13 protein-coding genes and 1 pseudogene are annotated in these 19,359 nt (G+C 67.4%); 8 read left to right on the forward strand and 6 right to left on the reverse strand.

The window, feature by feature from the left end:
• From A8G18_RS06085 to A8G18_RS06095, 3 genes and pseudogenes are all read right to left on the reverse strand, one after another.
• Nucleotides 1-182, reverse strand: a pseudogene (locus A8G18_RS06085) (excalibur calcium-binding domain-containing protein); the annotation flags it as partial.
• Between the two features lie 190 nt (nt 183-372).
• Nucleotides 373-2,256 carry a ketoacyl-ACP synthase III gene (locus tag A8G18_RS06090; protein WP_064063148.1) on the reverse strand — a complete coding sequence of 628 codons (1,884 nt, stop codon included), beginning with the start codon at nt 2,254-2,256 and terminating at the stop codon, nt 373-375.
• 46 nt (nt 2,257-2,302) lie between these two features.
• Nucleotides 2,303-3,136: a 3-oxoacyl-ACP reductase family protein gene (locus tag A8G18_RS06095; RefSeq protein ID WP_064063149.1), complete on the reverse strand. Its 834-nt coding sequence runs from the start codon at nt 3,134-3,136 to the stop codon at nt 2,303-2,305.
• Nucleotides 3,137-3,810: 674 nt separating this feature from the next.
• Here A8G18_RS06095 and A8G18_RS06100 point away from each other — a divergent pair.
• On the forward strand, nt 3,811-4,590 hold the full coding sequence (locus tag A8G18_RS06100; protein ID WP_064063150.1) for an alpha/beta fold hydrolase: 780 nt from the start codon (nt 3,811-3,813) through the stop codon (nt 4,588-4,590).
• A gap of 84 nt (nt 4,591-4,674) precedes the next feature.
• Here the strand turns inward: A8G18_RS06100 and A8G18_RS06105 are convergent, their stop codons facing one another.
• Entirely contained in the window at nt 4,675-10,152 is a 5,478-nt protein-coding gene (locus A8G18_RS06105) for an ATP-binding protein (RefSeq protein WP_064063151.1), read from the reverse strand.
• A gap of 836 nt (nt 10,153-10,988) precedes the next feature.
• On the opposite strand from A8G18_RS06105, the gene A8G18_RS06110 reads away from it, so the two are divergent.
• From A8G18_RS06110 to ctaD, 7 genes are all read left to right on the forward strand, one after another.
• Entirely contained in the window at nt 10,989-12,167 is a 1,179-nt protein-coding gene (locus A8G18_RS06110; RefSeq protein ID WP_064063239.1) for a hypothetical protein, read from the forward strand.
• 185 nt (nt 12,168-12,352) lie between these two features.
• The gene (locus A8G18_RS06115; protein WP_245207783.1) at nt 12,353-12,778 is read left to right on the forward strand and encodes a hypothetical protein; all 426 of its coding nucleotides are present in this window, start codon (nt 12,353-12,355) and stop codon (nt 12,776-12,778) included.
• A 95-nt stretch (nt 12,779-12,873) separates the two neighbouring features.
• The gene (locus A8G18_RS06120) at nt 12,874-13,731 is read left to right on the forward strand and encodes a ParA family protein (RefSeq protein WP_064063152.1); all 858 of its coding nucleotides are present in this window, start codon (nt 12,874-12,876) and stop codon (nt 13,729-13,731) included.
• A complete protein-coding gene (locus A8G18_RS06125) occupies nt 13,728-14,240 on the forward strand; it encodes a hypothetical protein (RefSeq protein WP_064063153.1) in 513 nt (170 codons plus the stop codon). Before A8G18_RS06120 ends, A8G18_RS06125 begins: the two co-directional genes overlap by 4 nt.
• 145 nt (nt 14,241-14,385) lie before the next feature.
• Nucleotides 14,386-15,111 carry a hypothetical protein gene (locus A8G18_RS06130; RefSeq protein WP_064063154.1) on the forward strand — a complete coding sequence of 242 codons (726 nt, stop codon included), beginning with the start codon at nt 14,386-14,388 and terminating at the stop codon, nt 15,109-15,111.
• A gap of 136 nt (nt 15,112-15,247) precedes the next feature.
• Complete coding sequence (locus A8G18_RS06135; RefSeq protein WP_064063155.1) at nt 15,248-16,231, forward strand: TauD/TfdA dioxygenase family protein; 984 nt, start codon at nt 15,248-15,250, stop codon at nt 16,229-16,231.
• A 422-nt stretch (nt 16,232-16,653) separates the two neighbouring features.
• Complete coding sequence (gene ctaD, locus A8G18_RS06140; RefSeq protein WP_064063156.1) at nt 16,654-18,402, forward strand: aa3-type cytochrome oxidase subunit I; 1,749 nt, start codon at nt 16,654-16,656, stop codon at nt 18,400-18,402.
• Between the two features lie 3 nt (nt 18,403-18,405).
• Here ctaD and A8G18_RS06145 read toward each other — a convergent pair whose 3' ends face one another.
• Nucleotides 18,406-18,612, reverse strand: coding sequence for a hypothetical protein (locus A8G18_RS06145; protein WP_064063157.1), 207 nt, complete (start codon nt 18,610-18,612; stop codon nt 18,406-18,408).
• On the reverse strand, nt 18,609-19,295 hold the full coding sequence (locus A8G18_RS06150; RefSeq protein WP_064063158.1) for a TetR/AcrR family transcriptional regulator: 687 nt from the start codon (nt 19,293-19,295) through the stop codon (nt 18,609-18,611). Before A8G18_RS06150 ends, A8G18_RS06145 begins: the two co-directional genes overlap by 4 nt.
• Nucleotides 19,296-19,359: the final 64 nt, after the last annotated feature.

Consider the following 19,359-nt stretch of genomic DNA (forward strand, 5'->3'; position numbering starts at 1 on the left):
GCGGGGGGAGCAGGGGCAGGTGCCGGCGGAGGCGCGAACGGGTTGAACGACCCGCTCGGGACGAGATCGGCGATGCCCTTCGGGAGCAGGTCCACGAGAGGGAAGGCACCTGCGGTCGAGGGCGCGGTGACCGTCAGGGCCACACACCCCAGCGTCGCAGCGACAATGCGGCGGAACTTCATGCGCGAGGCCTTTCTGTACTTCGTCAGGATCCGATGTGCCGGATTCGGACGGAATGTCGGATTGAGCGCCGCGCGTGTTACGTCGCCGGGTGACAGACGACGATCGGTCCGCCCGCGACCGGATGTCGCGAGCGGACCGATGTTCTCCGGACCTGCCGGGGGACGGCCCGGATGTCTTGTCGTACGCCGGTCAGCCGGCGTCCGTCGTCTCGAACGGCACGACCACCTTCGGGTCGATCCGCATGACGGTGTAACCCGCCACCGCTCCCGCACCGAAGCCGGGGGCGAATATGCGCACCGGTTCGGTGATCACCCCGTCGCGGACGGCGTCGTGGATCGCGAGCGGGATGCTCGCCGACGATGTGTTGCCGACCTTCTCGATGTTGAAGTACAACCGGTCGGCCGAGAGTCCCGCGTTCGCGGCGAGCTCGATGACCATCGTCTTGTTCGCCTGGTGGGGAACGATGAGATCGATGTCGTCGAGCAGCGACCGCTCGGCGTCGTCGGGGGAGGGGATGGCCTTGATCTCGTCGAGCATCTGCGCCAGGTAACGACCGGCAAGCGTCTTCACCTCCGGTCCGTAGACCGTGATGAAGTTGTCGAAGTCCGGGTTCGGCCAGATGATCGAGTTGACCTCGCTCGTCGGACCGCTCGCGTAGCTGTTGAAGAACTCGAGATCGGGGGCATCGCCCTCGGCGGCGGGCGAGACGACGATCGCCGCGGCACCGTCACCGAAGATCATGCGGGACGGCCGGACGTTGCCGATCTTGTCCGAGAACTTCTCGACGCACACCACGAGGACGGGACGTTTCACCTGCTGCAGGATGCGGGTCGCCTCGGCCAGGCCGTAGGGCATGCCCGCGCACGCCGCGATGAGGTCGAACGAGGCATGGGTCTGGCCGATACCGAGTTCACCCGAGATCCACGTGGCGAGCGACGGGATCAGCCGTCCGCTCGTGCACGTGCAGGTGATGACCGCGCCGATGTCCTGCGGACCGATACCGGCGTGGGCGACCGCCTGCTTCGCCGCGATCAGGGCCAGTTCCTCGAAGGTTCCCGAGGTGTACCGGCGCTGTTCGATCCCGGTCTTCGCCGTGATCTCGTCGGCCGACATCGGCGACCAGTTGTAGGCGGTGTTCCGGATCAGGTCCTCGTTGGTGCACACCTGATCGCCGTGGGCCACCGCGATCGCATCGATGTGCGGTGCGACCGTGAACTCCGAGCGCACGTCGACGGCCGGGTAGGGCGTCGACGGGGCAACCGGTTCGTGCCGCGTGAACGAGGTGGCCTTGCGGGTCTTCCCGGAGGCGACCCGGTTGATGAACCGCTGCACCTCACGATTGCGTGGGTGCGACACCACGACGTAGTCGTCGTCCTTCAGATCCGCCACCCGGGCGAGTTCGATTTCGTTTCCGTCCCAGGGCTGCTGGTTGTGCAGCACCATCGACCACCGGCTCAGGGCCTCGAGTTCGGCGACGTCCTCGTGGCAGTCGAGGATCTCGTCGTATCCGAACACGGGGTGGTTCGGATCGTAGTGGCGGATACGCAGGGTGATGTTCTCCGGATCGGAGAGCAGCTGCGCAACAGTGGGTTTGACGCTCGGCAGGTCGCCGGCGAAATGACGTCGCGAGCCGAAGACCGCGAAGAGCCGGTCGAAGATGTGATCCTCCGCGGCGCTGTCCCAGGCGCGGGGGAGCGAGTGGTAGGCCTCCTCGACGGCCCCCAACCGCTCCTCGGCCTCGGGCCAGGGAGTCAGGCGGGGCATGTAGACGTCGTCACGGTTACGGGGCACGTCGCCCCAGCGGGTGACCCGCCGCTCGAACATCATCAGGGCGAAGCGGTCGGCCCAGAACACGTTGAGGGCCATGTCCCGCATGATCTCGAACTTCGAACCGTAATTACCCAGTTCGTGCCGGGCGAGGATCTCCGAGACCGTGGGTGCCTTGGTGTCGAAGTCGCGGCGGATGACGGCGTCGAGATGTTCGACGCTGCTCAGTGTGGAGAAGTCGAGTTCGGGAACGAAATTGGAGGGAAAGACGATTCGGCCGTGCCGGTTGAGCTCGAAGGGCTGCATGTGCGAGAGGGACCGTTCGATTCGAAGTTGTGGTGGGAAAGCCGGATCACATGTCCAGCCCGCCGTTGACACCCCACACCTGACCGGTGATGTACGAGGAGGCGTCGGCGGCGAGGAAGTGCACGACCCGGGCGATCTCCTGGGGGTCGGCGAGTCGCTTCACGGGGATGGTGTCCGTGATGCGCGCGAGCACCTTCTCGGGGATGGCTTCGACCATCTCGGTGGCGACGAAGCCCGGAGTGACGGTGTTGACGGTCACGCCGATGCCGTTCGGATCCAGCTTGTCGTTCTTGGCCAGATGGAAGGCCGCTTCCTTGGCGAGGGTCTTGGTGAGGCCGAACAGACCGGCCTTCGACGCCGCGTAGTTGGCCTGGCCGATGTTTCCGGTCTCACCGATGACGGAGGAGACGTTGACGATGCGTCCGGTGCCGCGCTCGAGCATGTGCCGCAGTGCTGCCTGTGCCAGGTAGAACGCGCCCGAGAGGTTCACCCCGAGGACGGTGTCCCAGTCCTCGTCCTGCATCTTCAGCACCGTGCGGTCGATGGTGATGCCCGCGTTGTTGACCAGGATGTCCAGGCGGCCGTGTGTGGCGATGACCTCGTCGATCGTGCGCCGGCAGTCGTCGGCGTCGGCGACGTCGCCGCGATGCACCGAGTAGCGGACGTCCTTGCGGCCGTTGTCGTTCAGGTCTGCGAGGAACTGGTCCGCCTGAGCGGTGTTACGTCCGTAACCTGCGGCGACGGTGGCGCCCTGGCTCGCCAGGCTGCGGCTGATCGCCGCTCCGATGCCGCGCGTGCCGCCGGTGACGAAGGCGACGCGTCCGCGGAGCTTGTTTCCGCCGGCAGCGATCTGTGAGGTGGGTTCGATGGTGCTGGTCATGCTGATCTCCTCGCTGTGCGAGGGGGCGACGGGCGCGGCTGGTCGCCGACGTCGCACAAACGCCCCCTGCGCATTGATTTCCCTGTGGAGGAGCACGTTTCGAATCCCCCTGACTCGAACGCGTGTCCCCGTGAAACGAGCCCTCGTTGGCTCGTATCTCCCTGCGGAAACAATCATGCATCACGTCGAACATGTTGTCACCAGGAACAATTCGATCTTCGAATTTCGTCAATTTGTCCGAATGTCTCGAAAAATGTTGTGCGACAACGAGATATGTAGTTCATGCGGGGTTACCTCACGGTACGAACATGCTGAATGTCCGTAGCCGACCTGGACGTACAGCCTGCACGGATCGGGCCGTTCCGGAATGGCACACCGTGTTACCGGGGAGTCGGCCACAACTGTGTGCACATGGCGTGAACGTGATCGGTCTTCACGAAATGTTCCGAAATGTGTTTCGGCAGAATCGATTCGGAGACGATGCTCGGCCGGGGGATTGCCGCCGGCCATTGCTCGGGGAGGGCGCACTGCGTGCCGCCCGAGTCCGGCCGGCCGTGCGCCTCTCGGCATTCCCCGTTCGAGAACGAGCCACACCCCGTGACGGTGTGATCCTCGACACTACCGTGGGTGATTGTGTCGAAGCACAGCTCGTCCGGCGGTGAGAGGATGGCCCCGTGAGCAGCACTCGTCTTGTCGAAACACCCGTGGCAGAGCTCGAGGTGCGTGTCGACGGGGAAGGGCCGGCGGTCGTCCTGCTTCCTTCCCTGGGACGCGACTCCTACGAATTCGATCCCATTGCCGGCGATCTCGCGGCAGCCGGATTCACCGCTCTGCGACCGCAACCCCGAGGTATCGGAAGCAGCCGCGGGCCCATGGCCGGCCTCGACCTCCACGACCTCGCCGGCGACGTCGCCGGCGTCATCGAGAACTTCGACGCCGCACCCGCCGTGGTGGCCGGCCACGCATTCGGGCATTACGTGGCCCGGGTACTCGCCGCCGACCGGCCCGACCTCGTCCGGGGGGTCGCCGTGCTCGCCGCCGGTGCCCGCCGATTCCCGGCTTCGCTGACCGAGCGTGTCGCCAAGTGCTCCGACCTGTCGCTTCCCGACGGCGAACGGCTCGTGCACCTGCGCGACGTCTTCTTCGCCGAAGGGCACGATCCGGCGGTGTGGCTCGACGGGTGGTGGCCCGAGGCGATCGTGTCGCAGCGGGCCGCGATGGCCGCGACGGACAAGGAATCGTGGTGGACCGTGGCGTCGTCACCTCTGCTCGACGTACAGGCGGAAGAGGACGTCTTCCGGCCCGCGGAGACCCGAGGTGAGCTCGTCGACGAGTTCGGGAGCGAACTCGTCTCCACGGCCGTCGTGCCGGGTTGTGGGCACGCCCTCGTGCCGGAGGCGCCGCACGAGGTGGCCCGGATCCTGGTCGAGTGGATCCGTACGCGTCTCGAATGACGACCTCGTAGCATCGCTCCGGCCCCCACGACGACGAGACCCCACCGGAAGTGTCCCGGTGGGGTCTCGATCCGTCTGCGTGGGTTACGCGAGCGTGCGTGCCATGCCGCGCTCGACGGCCGCGATGATCTGCGGCCGCAGCTCGACCGCCGGCACGATCGCGTCCACGGACCCGACCTGCTGCGCCCGCTGGATGTTGTGGATCGCCTCGAACTCGGCCGCCACCTCACCGAGCTTCTCCGACCGCACCGCGGTACGCAGCGCGGTGAGTTCGACACCCAGACGCGCCTTGTCGCCGTCCTCCGCGGCCCGCAGCTGGGCTTCGAGTTCCACGACCCGCGGATCGCTCGCGGTGCGCTTGTTGACGTCGCGGGTGAAGACGACCGCTGCCGCGGGAGCGCCACCGAGCACGGAGGCGAACGAACCCTCCACGGCGAGGACTTCCATGTTCTCGTTCAGTGCGCCCGAGAACACCACGAAAGCACCACCGTGGTAGCGGGAGACCACGACGAACACGATCGGACCGTCGAAGTTGACGATGGCCCGGCCGATCTCGGCGCCGTACTCGAGCTGCAGGTTGCGCAGCGACTCGGGGGAGCCGTCGAAGCCCGACAGGTTGGCGAGCACCACGAGCGGACGATTGCCGCTCGCCGCGTTGATCGCCCGCGCCGTCTTCTTCGACGACTTCGGGAACAGCGTGCCCGACGTCCACTGATCCGGTCCGTCGGCGGGGAACCAGCCCTTGCGCGGGATCGCGCGGGACTCGATACCGATGACGCTGACGGGGATACCGCCGAGATGCGCGTCGAACACGACCGAGGTGTCGGCGTCGGCCATGTCGGCCCACCGTTCGAGCACCGCGTGGTCCTGGTCGACCACGGAGCGCATCACCGTGCGGATGTCGAACGGCTTCTTGCGATCCGGGTTGGTCTCGGACGAGAAGATGTCGCCGACGGTGGTGAAATCGCTGGACGGATGCACGTGCGGGTACACGCACACGTTCCGGTCCACCGGGTCGGCGGACACGGCCTTGCGCGGGAAGCGCTCGCCCGGTGCGACGTAGGCGTGGGCGTAGTGCGCGAACAGCGTCTCGATGGCAGCGCTGAGGTTGGGGGCCCAGTACTGCGCCTGGCCGTTGGGGCCCATGACGCGGTCGTATCCGCCGATACCGAAGTTGTCCTCGGCGGAGACGCCACCCGAGTAGTCGAGCGACTGCTTGCCGGTGAGCACCATGGCACTGTCCGGAGTCATGACGAGGATGCCCTTGGTGTGCATGAGCATCGTCGCCTCGGCGTTCCAGTACGGCTGCGCGCCGACGTTGATGCCGGTGACCACGACGTTGATCTCGCCGCCGTCCTGCGTGAACGTGATGATGCGACGCAGACCGCGCGACACCCAGTCCATGTTCTCGGTGCCCGAACCCATCGAGATCGTCGCGCCGGACGACAGGGCGAACCACTCGACGGGGGCGCCGAGGCTTTCGGCGAGATCGATCGCGGCGACCACGCGGGAACATTCCGCTTCCGCGACGGTGCCCAGCGCCTTGGTGGGATCACCGAACAACGCGACGCGCTTCATGCCCTCGGGATAGCGCGGGGTGGGGGTGTCGACGACGCCGACGATCAGACCGGCGGTGTTACGGCCGTAGGGGCGGTCCACCGGCACGAGTGCGCCCTGCTCGTCGAAATCGTATTCGACGAAGCTGCCGTCGCCGCCGGTGAGCAGCGGGATCAGCTCGTACGGGTAGACGGTGCCGCGGGCGCGCGAGCGCTGCACCTTCTGGGTGTACTCGTCGAGCGGCTGCAGCGGCTCCTTCGGAGGCTCGGTGACCCGCACGATGACGCCGGCGCCGGACCGGTACGAGAAGCGCAGAGCGACCTCACGTACCGGCTCGTCGTGGCGCTCGCGCCACGAACCGATGACGGTGATCTCCTCCAGGCCGGCACCCACGGTCAGCGGCGCGGCGTTGTTGCCGATGCGGCGCAGGTCCTCCATGTCGAGATCGACGACGGGCCACACGTAGAGCACCACGCGGTTCGCGTCGAGACGTCGCCCACCGCGGTTCGCCTGGGCGCGGCGCATGCCGTCGAGCGAACCGGCCAGTGCGCGTTCGAAGGCCGGAAGTCCGACGATCCTGCCGGTCTCGTCGCGCTGCGGCGTCAGGTCGCGCACCTCGGCCAGCGCGATGAATCGCTCGTCGGACGGATTGTCCTGCGACACCAGGTGATACAGGTAGGTGTCCGGATTGGCGGGCAGGCGGGTGCCGTCGAAGTTCTTCAGACGCCACAGATCCAGACGCTGACCCGTGAGCGGGTGGATGTCGCGGATGTTGGTCTCCTCCGCGTATCCGGTCTCGTAGGGGCGGAAGGTGAACACGTGCTCTTCGGCGGTGTCGGTGTGGCAGACGGTCACGGTCACGCGTCGGGCCGCACCCGTCACCGTGCGGGCGGCGAGTGCGGTGCGCAGCGCGTCCGCCTGGGCGTCGGCATCGGCCGGAGCGTCGTCCCACGCGAGATACAGGTCGATCACCAGGTTCTTCGTGTCGGGAACCGATGCCGCCGACTCCTCGACGGCGGCGAGCAGCGAGGCGAACTCGGCGTGCGGTGCCTCCGCGGAGATCAGGTACAGACGGGTGCCGCGCAGATCGAAGTTGCCGGTGACGAACTGGTGCTCGGCGACCGTGCACGAGCAGACGTCCTCGAGGGTGCGGATCTTGTACGCCCGTCGGGTGATGACCTCGAGCAACGGACCCGGAACGGTCTCGGGACGCGTGATCTGCTGTGCGAGAAGGTCGATCAGCGGCTCGGGGGTAGCGACCAGCGACTCGATGCGCTGCGCGTAGTCCGCCGCCTGCGCATGCTCGGCGAGGTACGCGAGCGAACCGCGGACCCCGTCGTAGACCTGCTCGCGGGCCTTGCGGATCACGGGTTCCTCGAAGTAGCGGTATCGCAGGTTGCGGGCGGTGTCACCGATGACGGGGAACCGGACCTGGGTCGCGACGATCAGACGGTCGAGGACCTCGTTGAGTTCGTGGGAGATGCCCACCTCGGTGTCGTCGCGTTCGATCCAGCGGTCGAGCAGCGCAGTGACCACGGGAACATGGGCTTCGATGCGCTCGAGTGCGAGGAACAGCCGGTAGACGGCCTCCTCGAGATCCGGGGTGCGATCGAGTTCGAGGACGTCGTAGTGCCGCAGGGCCCGTGCGAGGCGAGCACGGAAGCTGTCGGGCAGCCCTCCGACCTCGACGTCGAGCGACTGCAGGTAACCGTGGAAGAACTCGCGGGGGCTGTGCACCCGATCGTCGCTGTTCTTCTCGTCCTCGGTCGGGCGGTTGCGCGACAGTTCGCACACGTCGGCGAACGTCGTGAGCAGCGCCAGTTCGGCGCGGACGATATCGCACGAGTCGACGGCGCCGGAGAGCTGCTCGTAGTCGGCGATCAGGGCCGCGGTGCGCTTGGCGGACACGTCGTATCCGGTGACCAGCGCGGCCAGCGAGTCGAGGCGGGCAAGGGCGTCGGCGGCGACGTCGTCGCTCAGCGAGGGCGCCGGTGCGGCGAACTCCACCCGCTCGACGGCTTCGGTGACGACCTCCTCGACGATCTGGTCGACCCGCAGGAGCGGGGCACCCGCGTCGACCTGGGCGTTGACGACGGCCAGGATTTCGCGGACCTTCCCGGCGAAGGGGGCGCGGACCGCGGTCTCCATCTTCATCGACTCGAGCACGACGAGGGTCTGACCGGCCTCGACCTCGTCACCGACGGCGACGGGGACCGCGACCACCACGGCGGGGGCGGGTGTGCGCACCACACCGGCCTCGTCCTGGCTGATCTGGTGGCTGATGCCGTCGACCTCGACGAGGAAGTGGGCGGGACCGGCGATCGACACCACGTTGTGGCGGTGGCCGCCGACGGTCAGACGCGACTCGTAGGCGCCGAGCCGCTCGACGTCGACGTCGAACTCGGAGGTGCCGGTGTCGACCCGGTAGCGGTGCGGACCGACCTGTCCGACGACGAGTTCGTAGGCCTGTCCCTGGTAGCTCAGTTCGACCTTGCGTCCGACGGTGTGGCCGGCGCGCGGGCGGCCACCGCGGGCGGAGGCGAGGAAGGCGGCGCGTTCGCGGGCCTCGTCGGTGTCGTAGACGTCGACAGCGGTCGCGATGAGTGCGACGTCGGCGACCTTGGACGGTCCGGTCTCGGTGCCGGCGCCGGTGCGGTCGAGCCAGCCGGTGTCGGCGGAGGCGTCGATCACCTCGGGGCGATCGAGCAGATCGAGCAGGAACGACTTGGTCGTCGTGCCGCCGTCGAGGACGACGGTGGTCTCGCGCAGAGCGGTGCGCAGGCGGGCGAGCGCCTCGTCACGGTCGCGGCCCCACGCGATGATCTTGGCGACCATCGAGTCGTAGTCGGGCGGGATGACGTCGCCCTGGGCGATGCCGGTATCGACGCGCAGGCCGGACCCGAGCGGGAACTTGAGCAACTGCACGGTGCCGGGAGCGGGTGCGAAGCCGTTGGCAGCGTCCTCGGCGTTCAGACGGGCTTCGACGGCGTGCCCGAACTCGCCGGGGCACTCGCCGGGCAGCTTCTCGCCGGAGGCGACGAGGATCTGCAGCTTGACGAGGTCGATGCCGGTCGTGGCCTCGGTGATGGGGTGCTCGACCTGGAGGCGGGTGTTGACCTCGAGGAAGGTGAAGATCTTCAGGTCGGGCTGGTAGAGGTACTCGACGGTGCCGGCACCGGCGTATCCGGCCGCGCGGACGAGATCCGCGGAGACCGCGCGCAGGTGGTCCGACTGCTCCTTGGTGAGCAGGGGAGAGGCCGACTCCTCGATGACCTTCTGGTTCTTGCGCTGGATCGAGCAGTCGCGCACCCCCGGGGCCCACACGTTGCCGTGCTTGTCGGCGATGACCTGGACCTCGACGTGGCGCGCGTCGGTGACGAGACGCTCGATGAACACGACGGGGTCACCGAAGGAACGCTCGGCCTCACCCTGGGTGCGTTCGAGGGCGAGTTCGAGCTCGTCCTCCGCATAGACCTTGCGGATGCCGCGGCCGCCGCCGCCGGAGCGGGCCTTGATGATCAGCGGATAGCCGATGGCCTGCGCGTGGCGGCGGGCGTCGGCGCGGGACTCGACCGGTCCCCCGGACCACGGTGCGACGGGAACGCCGACCTTCTCGGCGAGGATCTTCGCCTCGACCTTGTCGCCGAGCAGACGCATGGCGTCGGCCGAGGGACCGATGAAGGTGATGCCGAGGCGGGCGCAGAGCTCGGCGAAGGCAGGGTCCTCGGCGACGAAGCCCCAGCCGACCCAGACGGCGTCGGCTTTCGCCTCGAGCAGAGCGCGCTCGAGTTCGGCGTGATCGAGGTAGGGGGTCGCCGCCGTGGTCGACGGGCGGAGGGTCACTCCTTCGTCGGCCTGACGGACGAACATCGCCCGTCGTTCGGCGTCGGTGTGCAGAGCGATCGTCCTGATGTCGTAGCCGTGCTCGGAGTTGAGCTCCCGGACTGCCCGGATGAGGCGTACGGCCGCCTCACCGCGATTGACCACTGCGATCCGCTTGAACATACTCGTTGCCACCGTTCTCCATGGTTTGTGCACGCATCGGGCGCGCGTCTCGAAGCTCCACCCCAATGAGGAGGACAAACTAACCGGTCCTACGTTCCACGTCTCGTGTTGGCGGCGCGAGCGGGAACATGTAGCGGTCGGCTCCTCGTGGTTGGCATGGGCATGCGTGTTCGTCGTCGATCCACCGGGCAGCATCCGCGGTGTCCGAAGGACCGTTTCGAACAGATCTTCGCAGCTACGGCCACCGGTTGCGGCGGTCACGTCCCCCAGGGCGAAGGCTCCGTTCGGATAACAGCATGGAGGAAACATGAGGGTTTGTCACGTTTCGCCTCCCGGTGGAAGGTCTCGCTGCGCCTCCTCGGCCGCAGTCTCCCACTGCCTCTCGGGCGCAGGGACTTTCGGTCGGGAGCGGGGCGCGGGAGGGGGCATCGCGCGTGAGGGCGCGGCCGGTACTGTGCAGTAACACCCATCGGTAACTTGCGGGACCGTTCGTGGCCCGCCTCGAACGACTCCTCGTTTGCGCTGGTACGCAGAGGTTTTCGGGTGCTCTGAACCGGTCCGCGATCCGGGACCGGGCACATCGTGCCGCACTCGGCCGGAAGTCCTGTGACATCCGTCACGAGATGCGAAAACGTGCAGCTTTCAACCGAACCGGGACGCGCGTGGCGATGCCCCGAATCGGGAGCGTCGGCGGTCCGGGTTCCGGGCCGGTTCCGGGCATTCCTCCGAGTCCTTGCGGAATCTGGAACAGTGGAAGTGTGCGCCTGCGACCCGAGTCGCAGGAGCGTGTACGGCGGACGAGCCCGCGAGGAGGATCCGTGCCCGATCGACCCCACATCCCCGACCGCGACGACGCGCCGGACCACGACGGCACGCCGGTGGACCGGCGCGCCCGGATCGCCGGGCAGGTCCGCCGATGGTGCGAGAGCGGCAGCATCGAGGGCCGGCACGCGCCGCTGTCGGATGCCGCAGCCGTCGCGCTGGCCGCCGGCCACCTCGACGAATCTGCACGCGCGATAGTGGCGAACCGCCGGCGGGCCGGACGCCGCCTGCCCGCGCTCGACGGCTTCGGGGAACTGCGCCGTCTCTCCGACGACCACGCTCGTATCCGCGCGCGCATCGCCGGTCAGCGGCCCGGCGCCGCGCGACTCGCGCTCGAGTACCGGGCCAACGAACTCGGCAAGCGCATCCGGATGGCGCGGCAGACCGTCGTGCACTCGCCGTTGCACTACGCCCAGGGGGTCCGCGCCGTGCGCCGCGACCGGCGCGACGGACTGCACCTCGAGATCGAGCAACGCGAAGCGCTGTTCGCCGCCCTGCAGCGCACCCCCGCACCCCTGCCGGTCGCTCCGGTGGAGCAGGCGCGCGAAATGGTGCTCGGTGTCGCCGTCGATCGTGTGAGCCGCTGGTCCGAGCACACCCCGCTGGCCGAGGCCGGACGCCGCGTGGCCGAACGGCTCGGGCAGGAGAGACCCGCCGGCGACGATCGCTTCGTCGACCGCTACGACACTCTGCTGTTCCTCGCCGGGTCGCTGTACGACCGCATCGAGGCCTCGGCGGCGTGGCGTTCGGATTATTTCGAGGTTCAACGAGCCCAGCTCGATCTCGCCGAGGAACTCACCCAGATCGCGGTGGACACCGTCGCCCTGCGCGATCTGCTCGACGAGCTGCGGGCCGCCGTCCGATCGGCGCCGGAAGCGCGTTCCGGGCTCGAATCGCGGGTGGCCGCGCTCGCGCCGGTATGGGATCAGATTCTCGCGCGCGTCACAGCCCTCGCGCGTATCGGAGACCTCCTCACGCGGGCCGAGGACCACCTGCACCTCGCGCACATCGCGCAGCGCACCGCGAATCTCGACGAGCGGATCGACGATCTGATCGGAAGGTCGGGTGTGCGCGAGTTGTCTGCGGAGAACACCGATTTCGTGGTCGACCAGCTCGGGGCGGCGGCCGGGTCGATGGTCGCCCTCCGCAGTGCCCTGCGAACGGACATCGCGGAGCTCACCGGGAAGGAGTGACCCGGAGTCACTGTCACCGCTCACACCGATTCGGCTGCAGGTCGGGGCGGATACCCGAAGTCGCGGGACGTGACCCGCCTCACTGGTGTATTTGTCCGAACCGGTGGTAGCTTCCTCGGGTCCGGTCGGGGGTCGATCCACAAGGGGGCGCGGTGGCGTCGCGGTTCGTGCGTACAGGTTCTGCGTTGGCTGTCGCTGTGGCGCTGGGTGTCTCGGGATGTTCGGGGTCGACGAGTGTGTCGGTCGTCGACGACCCGAGGCTCGAGGCCGAGTTCGAATCCGTCCTCGTCTCGGGGCAGACCCGCACGCTCGGGGAGATCACGGCCGCCGCGGGCATCGAGTCGTGGGACCGGATGTACTACTTCCGGGTGCCGGTGCTCATGAGCGAGCTCAACCGGATGATGCACACGCCGGGCGTGACCTGGCGCAACCTGCCGGGGGCCGATGCCGAAGGGTTGATCGTCTTCGTCTCGCAGGAGCAGGTCGTGCGCGCGGTCGCCGACCGCGAGCCGTCGCTGTACCTGAGCGGCTTCGGGACCTCCGATTCGAGCGTCACGCCCGATGTGCTCGCCGGAATTCCTCGTCTCGCCGTCGAGTCCAGGGGGCGCTGATCCGGTAGGCGGCACCCGGCTGCCCTGTATGTCCGCTCTCGGGTAGTTTTTCTCGCAACAACGAGTGAAGACTTTCTTTCCCGAAGAGGTGTGGGGTGGCACGGGTAATCGCGACGATCAACCTGAAAGGTGGCGTCGGCAAGACCACGACGACAGCAGCGCTCGGCGAGTTCATGGCGGCGGAGTTCGGGCAGCGAGTGCTCCTGATCGACCTCGACCCGCAGACCAACCTCACCACGATGATGGTGGGGGAGGAGCGTTGGCAGGAACTGAACGAACTCGGGCGGACCCTCGCGACGCTCTTCCGGAAGGCGATCGATCCCGATGCCGACGAGTTCGACATCGAGAAGGCCGTCCAGCGTGGTGTCTCGCCCGTGCGTACGGTGCGTGATCTCGACCTGCTCGCGTCGTCCCTGGACCTCATGGACATCCAGGAAGGTCTCACCCATCAGCAGTACGCCGATCCCGGCTCGCATCGTCCCGTCGAGATCCTGCTGTCGGCAGTGCGGCCCATCGCCGATCGATACGACTACATCCTCGTCGACTGTCCGCCGAATCTCGGCATCCTCACGCTCAACGGGTTGCGTCTCGCCGACGGGTATCTGATCCCCACGATCCCCGACATCCTGTCCACCTATGGAATTCCACAGTTGCAGAACAAGATTCGGGAGCTTGCGAAGCGGACCGGGCACTCGGTGCGGGAGATCGGTCTCGTCATCACGAAATATCGCAGTGCGTCGAATCTGCACCGCACCATCATCGAGCAACTCCAGCGCGACGATCGCATCGCGAACGTCGTTCCCGCCTGGGTGCCCGAAGCCAACCAGATCGCGGCGTCCGCCGAGTACGTGCCCTACGGCACGCTCAAGCGCAAGTACGGCAACACCGGCCAGTACGACGCACTCCGTATCCTCACCGAGACGATCATGATGAATGCGCAGGTGTACCTGTGACGAATCCCGGCACCGATACCGACATGGCACAGGCGCGTCTGCGGGTGCGCATCGGCGAGGCGAGTTCGGCGCTGCTCCGCCTCGACGAGACGGCCCCCGGAACAGCGGGCGCACTGGTCGCCCTCGTGCAGGTGATCGCCGACGAGGCGGCGCGCACGCCGCGCTTCGCGAAGGCGCTGGCAACGGCGCTCTCGGTCACCACCGACGCAGCGGTCCCGGTGTCTGTTCCCGCCCTTGCTGCTCCTGCCGCTGCAGCCAGGACGCCCGCACGCCGCAGTCGGCGTGCACCCGGAGCATTCGATCCGTTCGCGGTGTACCGCGAGAACGGAGAGGCGATTCTGCGGGAGAGGCTGTCGTCCCTCGGCGTCGAGCAGCTCAAGGACATCATCGCCGAGCACGCCATGGACTACGACAAGCTCGCGATGCGTTGGCGCACGCCGTCCAAACTCCAGGACCGCGTCGTCGAACGGGTCAAGGCGCTCACCACGAAGGGTGATGTGTTCCGGTGACAGGTCACAGACGGTTCTTGTTCTGTTCATAGCCACGTATGGTCGGTCGAGACCTCCGGTCTCGACAGAGACCGCAGGACGTGGGTGCATCGAGTCGCGGATCTCGCTCGACCGCTCGATGTGCGCACCGAGAAGAGGAGCCTACATGGGGGACATCGTCCGACAGGGAGTCACGGCCTTCGTCGCCGAGGTATCGGCGCGTGGCGGCCGGGCCGAGCCGATTTCCGGGCAACGGGACGTCCGCGTACGCGGGACGGACGGCTCCGAACGAGTGGTGCGGGTGTGCTCGACGGCGAGCGATCCGTGGCTCGCGCGACGCCGGGACGGAGTTCCCGCCGCCGACGGCTCCGGGGTGTCGCACTGGGTGTTCGTCGACCTCGCGCCTCCCGCACCCGAGTTCTTCGTGGTGGACGCGGACGATATCGAAGCGGGAATCGAGGAGGAGGTCGCTCTCTGGCTCGCCGACCGTCCCGGCCGGACACCCACCGGTAGCCATCCGATCCAGCGCAGCAACGTCCTTCACGGTCGCGATCACTGGGATCTGCTCGGTCTCGCGAAGACCAGGGATCCCGGGCACGACCCGGCGCCCGCGCCCGAAACGGGCGCCCGCGTGGAACGCCCGGCCGCACCGGCGGTCGCGGAACCCGAGGCCGACGACGGGCGGCTCGCGGTGGTGGCCGACATCGGGGGTTACCGCGTCCAGGGGCGCGTCGATCCGGCGTCGGGGATGCTCGAGATCACCCGGGGGCCGATGGAGGGGCGTCGCTTCCCCGACGCCACGGCCGCGGCACGGGCGCTCGTCGCCTTCTTCGACGACCACGAGACGCTGCCCGACGGAGACACCTTCTGGCGCAGCGAGGTCCTCAAGTGAGAGTGCGCGCTCCCGGCAACGGGGGCGATTCGTTTCGATCTCGGTGACCACAACCGTCGACTCGGACGACGGATGGCGGTGAACTGGTCCGGCGCAGTACACGACGCCCGGTTCAGCTCACCGAAGGGGAGATCGCATGACCATCACCGAACTCGATCGCGACACGACCACCGCCGAATCCGTCTATGCGGCCGGGGGTATCGCGGTCACCCGGCTGGGGCAGCACATCGGTGCTCGCATCGACGGAGTGCGCTTGTCCGGGTCGTTGTCGCCCGAGACGGTCGAGGCCGTCCGCTACGCGCTCGCCGTGCACAAGGCGATCGTCTTCCGCGGTCAGCATCATCTCGACGACGAGGAGCAGTGGGCCTTCGCGGGTCTGCTCGGAACACAGACCCAGTCGCACCCCACGGTCCATTCGAAGGGCACGCGGTTGTTGCCCATCGAGGGTGCCGCCAACAGCTGGCACACCGATGTCAGCTTCGTCGACCGCATTCCGAAGGCGTCGATCCTGCGTGCGGTGACCCTGCCGCCGTACGGTGGTGCGACGACGTGGGCGTCCACGACCGCCGCCTACGAGCAGTTGCCGGGCGCATTGAAAGCGCTCGTCGACAACCTGTGGGCCCTGCACACCAACCTCTACGACTACGCCGAGAAGCTCGACGTGGGCAGTTCGGATCCGGCACTGACCGAGGAACGCCGTCTCTATCAGGACGAGTTCCGCCGCACCACCTACGAGACGATCCACCCGGTCGTGCGGATTCATCCGGAAACCGGTGAGCGCACCCTGCTGCTCGGTCACTTCGTGAAGGAGTTCGTCGGCCTGAAGCCGTCGGAGACCGCGGCGCTGTTCCAGCTCCTCCAGAGCCGGATCACGAAGTTGGAGAACACCTTCCGGTGGTCGTGGGAGAGTGGCGATGTCGCGATCTGGGACAACCGTGCCACACAGCACTACGGCATCGCGGATTTCGGCGACCACACCCGGCGGCTGCAGCGCATCACTCTCGCCGGCGACATCCCCGTCGGCGTCGACGGCACACAGGCCCGGGTCGTGCAGGGCGACGCGCGCGAGTACTCCGTGGTGGAGGAGCCGTCGCGGTTGCCCGGTTTCGGCGAGCGCTGAGCCACCGGAACGCGACACGGTCGTCGGAGCGCGAAGCATCCCGCGTCCACGACCGTGTCGCGCTCCTCGCGCCGGCTGTGTCGCGTCGTCGAGGTGAAGATCGGCATGAACGGATCGGTCGGCCCCTTTTCCCGGTACGGCTCGAGCGGGCCGGCGCCGTCGACGAGTGCCCGCCACTCGGGACTCGCGACGTCGACGACGGTCACGTGGTAGAACACGTTCTCGTCCGGACACGGGAGGAGTTCCGGCGGCCCGTTCCCGTGCGGATATCCGAGTCGCACTTCCGTCCGCGAACCCGGTGCGTATGTGTGACGGAACGCATACTCTGGGTGCACCTGCAGCATCGCGGGTGGTGATCGTCGCGCGCGCCGATCCCGTCCGCGCCGCACCGTTGCCGCCGCACGGCGGCTCGAGGAGGCCCGATGAACGCGGTTGTCGCTCCCGTCAAGCCCACGCGGCCGTATCCGCCGCGAGCGCACTCCAAGGGGGCGGTCCTTCACGACCTGATCACCACGACGGACCCGAAGAAGCTCGGACTGATGTACATCTTCACATCGTTCGCGTTCTTCCTGTTCGGTGGTCTGCTCGCCCTGTTGATGCGCGCGGAGCTCGCGGTCCCCGGCCTGCAGTTCCTGTCGAACGAGCAGTACAACCAGCTGTTCACCAACCACGGCGGCATCATGCTGCTGATGTATGCGACGCCGGTCGTCTTCGGTTTCGCGAACTACATCCTGCCGCTGCAGATCGGCGCTCCCGACGTCGCCTTCCCGCGCCTGAACGCCTTCAGCTACTGGCTGTACCTGTTCGGTGCGCTCACCGTGGCATTCGGGTTCATCACTCCCGGTGGTGCCGCGGACTTCGGCTGGACGTCCTACATGCCGCTCGCCGACGAGATCCATTCACCCGGTATCGGCGGCAACCTGTGGTTCCTGGGTCTGGCGGTGATGGGTCTGGGCACCATCCTCGGCGGCGTCAACATGATCACCACCGTGGTCTGTATGCGTGCACCGGGGATGACCATGTTCCGCATGCCCATCTTCACGTGGAACATCTTCATCACGATGATCCTCGTGCTCCTCGTCTTCCCCCTCCTCGCCGCAGCGTTCATGGGGGCTTTCGTCGACCGCGTGATCGGTGGCAACATCTACGATCCCGCCACCGGCGGCGTGCTCCTCTACCAACACCTGTTCTGGTTCTTCGGTCACCCCGAGGTGTACGTCGTCGCGCTGCCGTTCTTCGGCATCGTCTCGGAGATCTTCCCGGTGTTCTCCCGCAAGCCGATCTTCGGATACAGCGGCCTGGTCTATGCGACCATCGCGATCGCGGCGCTGTCCATCGCCGTGTGGGCACACCACATGTACGCCACCGGCGCGGTGCTGCTGCCGTTCTTCTCGTTCATGACCTTCCTGATCGCCGTCCCCACCGGTGTGAAGTTCTTCAACTGGATCGGCACGATGTGGAAGGGCCAGATCACCTTCGAGACGCCGATGCTATTCGCCGTCGGCTTCATCGTCACCTTCCTCTTCGGGGGTCTGACCGGTGTCATCCTCGCGAGCCCGCCGCTGGACTTCCACCTGCACGACTCGTACTTCGTGGTGGCGCACTTCCACTACGTGCTCTTCGGCACCATCGTGTTCGCGACCTACGCCGGCATCTACTTCTGGTTCCCGAAGATGACCGGACGCATGCTCGACGAGCAGCTCGGCCGCTGGCACTTCTGGCTGACCTTCATCGGCTTCCACACCACCTTCCTGGTGCAGCACTGGCTCGGTAACGAGGGCATGCCGCGCCGCTACGCCGACTACCTGCCGTCCGACGGGTTCACCACCCTGAACACGATCTCCACCATCGGTGCGTTCATCGTGGGCGCCTCGACGCTGCCGTTCCTGTGGAACGTCTTCAAGAGCTACCGCTACGGCCAGGTCGTCACGGTCGACGACCCGTGGGGCTACGGCAACTCGCTCGAGTGGGCGACGACCTGCCCGCCGCCACGGCACAACTTCTACGAGCTGCCGCGGATCAGGTCCGAACGCCCGGCCTTCGAGCTGCACTATCCCGACATGGTCGAGCGGATGCGCGCCGAGGCACACGTGGGCCCGGGCAGCGACAAGCACGAGGTGAACGTGCTCGAAGGCGCCGACCGCACACCGGGCGACCTTCCTCGTAAGTGATCGTCACGCGTAGAACCACCGACCGAACGCACCCGCCGAGGGGCGGAGCCGAGCGAACACGACCGGAGTCGAACTCGGCGGGAGCGTGCCCGCCGAGGCGGATGTCCTGATCGTCGGCGCCGGTATCTCCGGCATCGACACGGTGTACCAGCTGAAGACGAAGCGCCCGTCGACGACCTTCGCGGTCGACGAGCCCGCAGGGCGCTTCACGCGTATGGCGGAGACGGGGGATTCATCGATCCCAGCAGATCGTCGGGAACCCCCACCACGAGTGCCCGAGCAACGCTCGTCACTGCCGCAACGTCGCCGACACCGAGAACGGTCAGCGACGCCGTCGCCAGCGCTTCGGAGAGCCCCGCGTCGATGTCTGCGTTGTCGGCGCGGATCCCGATGACCGATTCGACGATCCGGAACGGCAGGTGGGTGCGGGGATCGCCGTCGCCGACGATCCGGGCCGCGAGACGCCGGTAGCGTTCCATCAGTTGCCGGCGCTCGTCCCGGAAACGATCGAACGGCTCGGTGCGGATCTCCGGAAGGTGGTACAGCGCTCCGAGATTCCATTTGCCCGAGCACAACTGGGCGGTGTCGAACCAGGCGAGTGCGCACAGGCGCACCTCGGGCGGCAGCGTGTCGTCGAGATGGTCGTCGAAGTCGAGGGTCGGTTCGACGGTGCCCTCGAGCAAGGCGACGAGGATGTCGTTCTTCGTGGCGAAGTGGTTGTACAGCGACGCCTGCCGGATCCCGACCGCCTCGGCGATCGACCGGGTCGACGTGGGGGAGAACCCGCGGGTGGTGAACAGTTCCGCTGCGGCATCGAGGATCTCGGCACGCGCGGTCGGTCCGGGCCGACGCGGCGCGTGGAGACGGGGGCGTCCCGGTCCTGCATGGGTCACCTCTCCACTCTGACACGGCGAAAGTGACTGCAGCACCATGGTCTTCGGTCGTGAAGATTTCGTC

It is taken from the genome of Rhodococcus gordoniae (assembly GCF_001646655.1).
GTDB lineage: Bacteria > Actinomycetota > Actinomycetes > Mycobacteriales > Mycobacteriaceae > Rhodococcus > Rhodococcus gordoniae.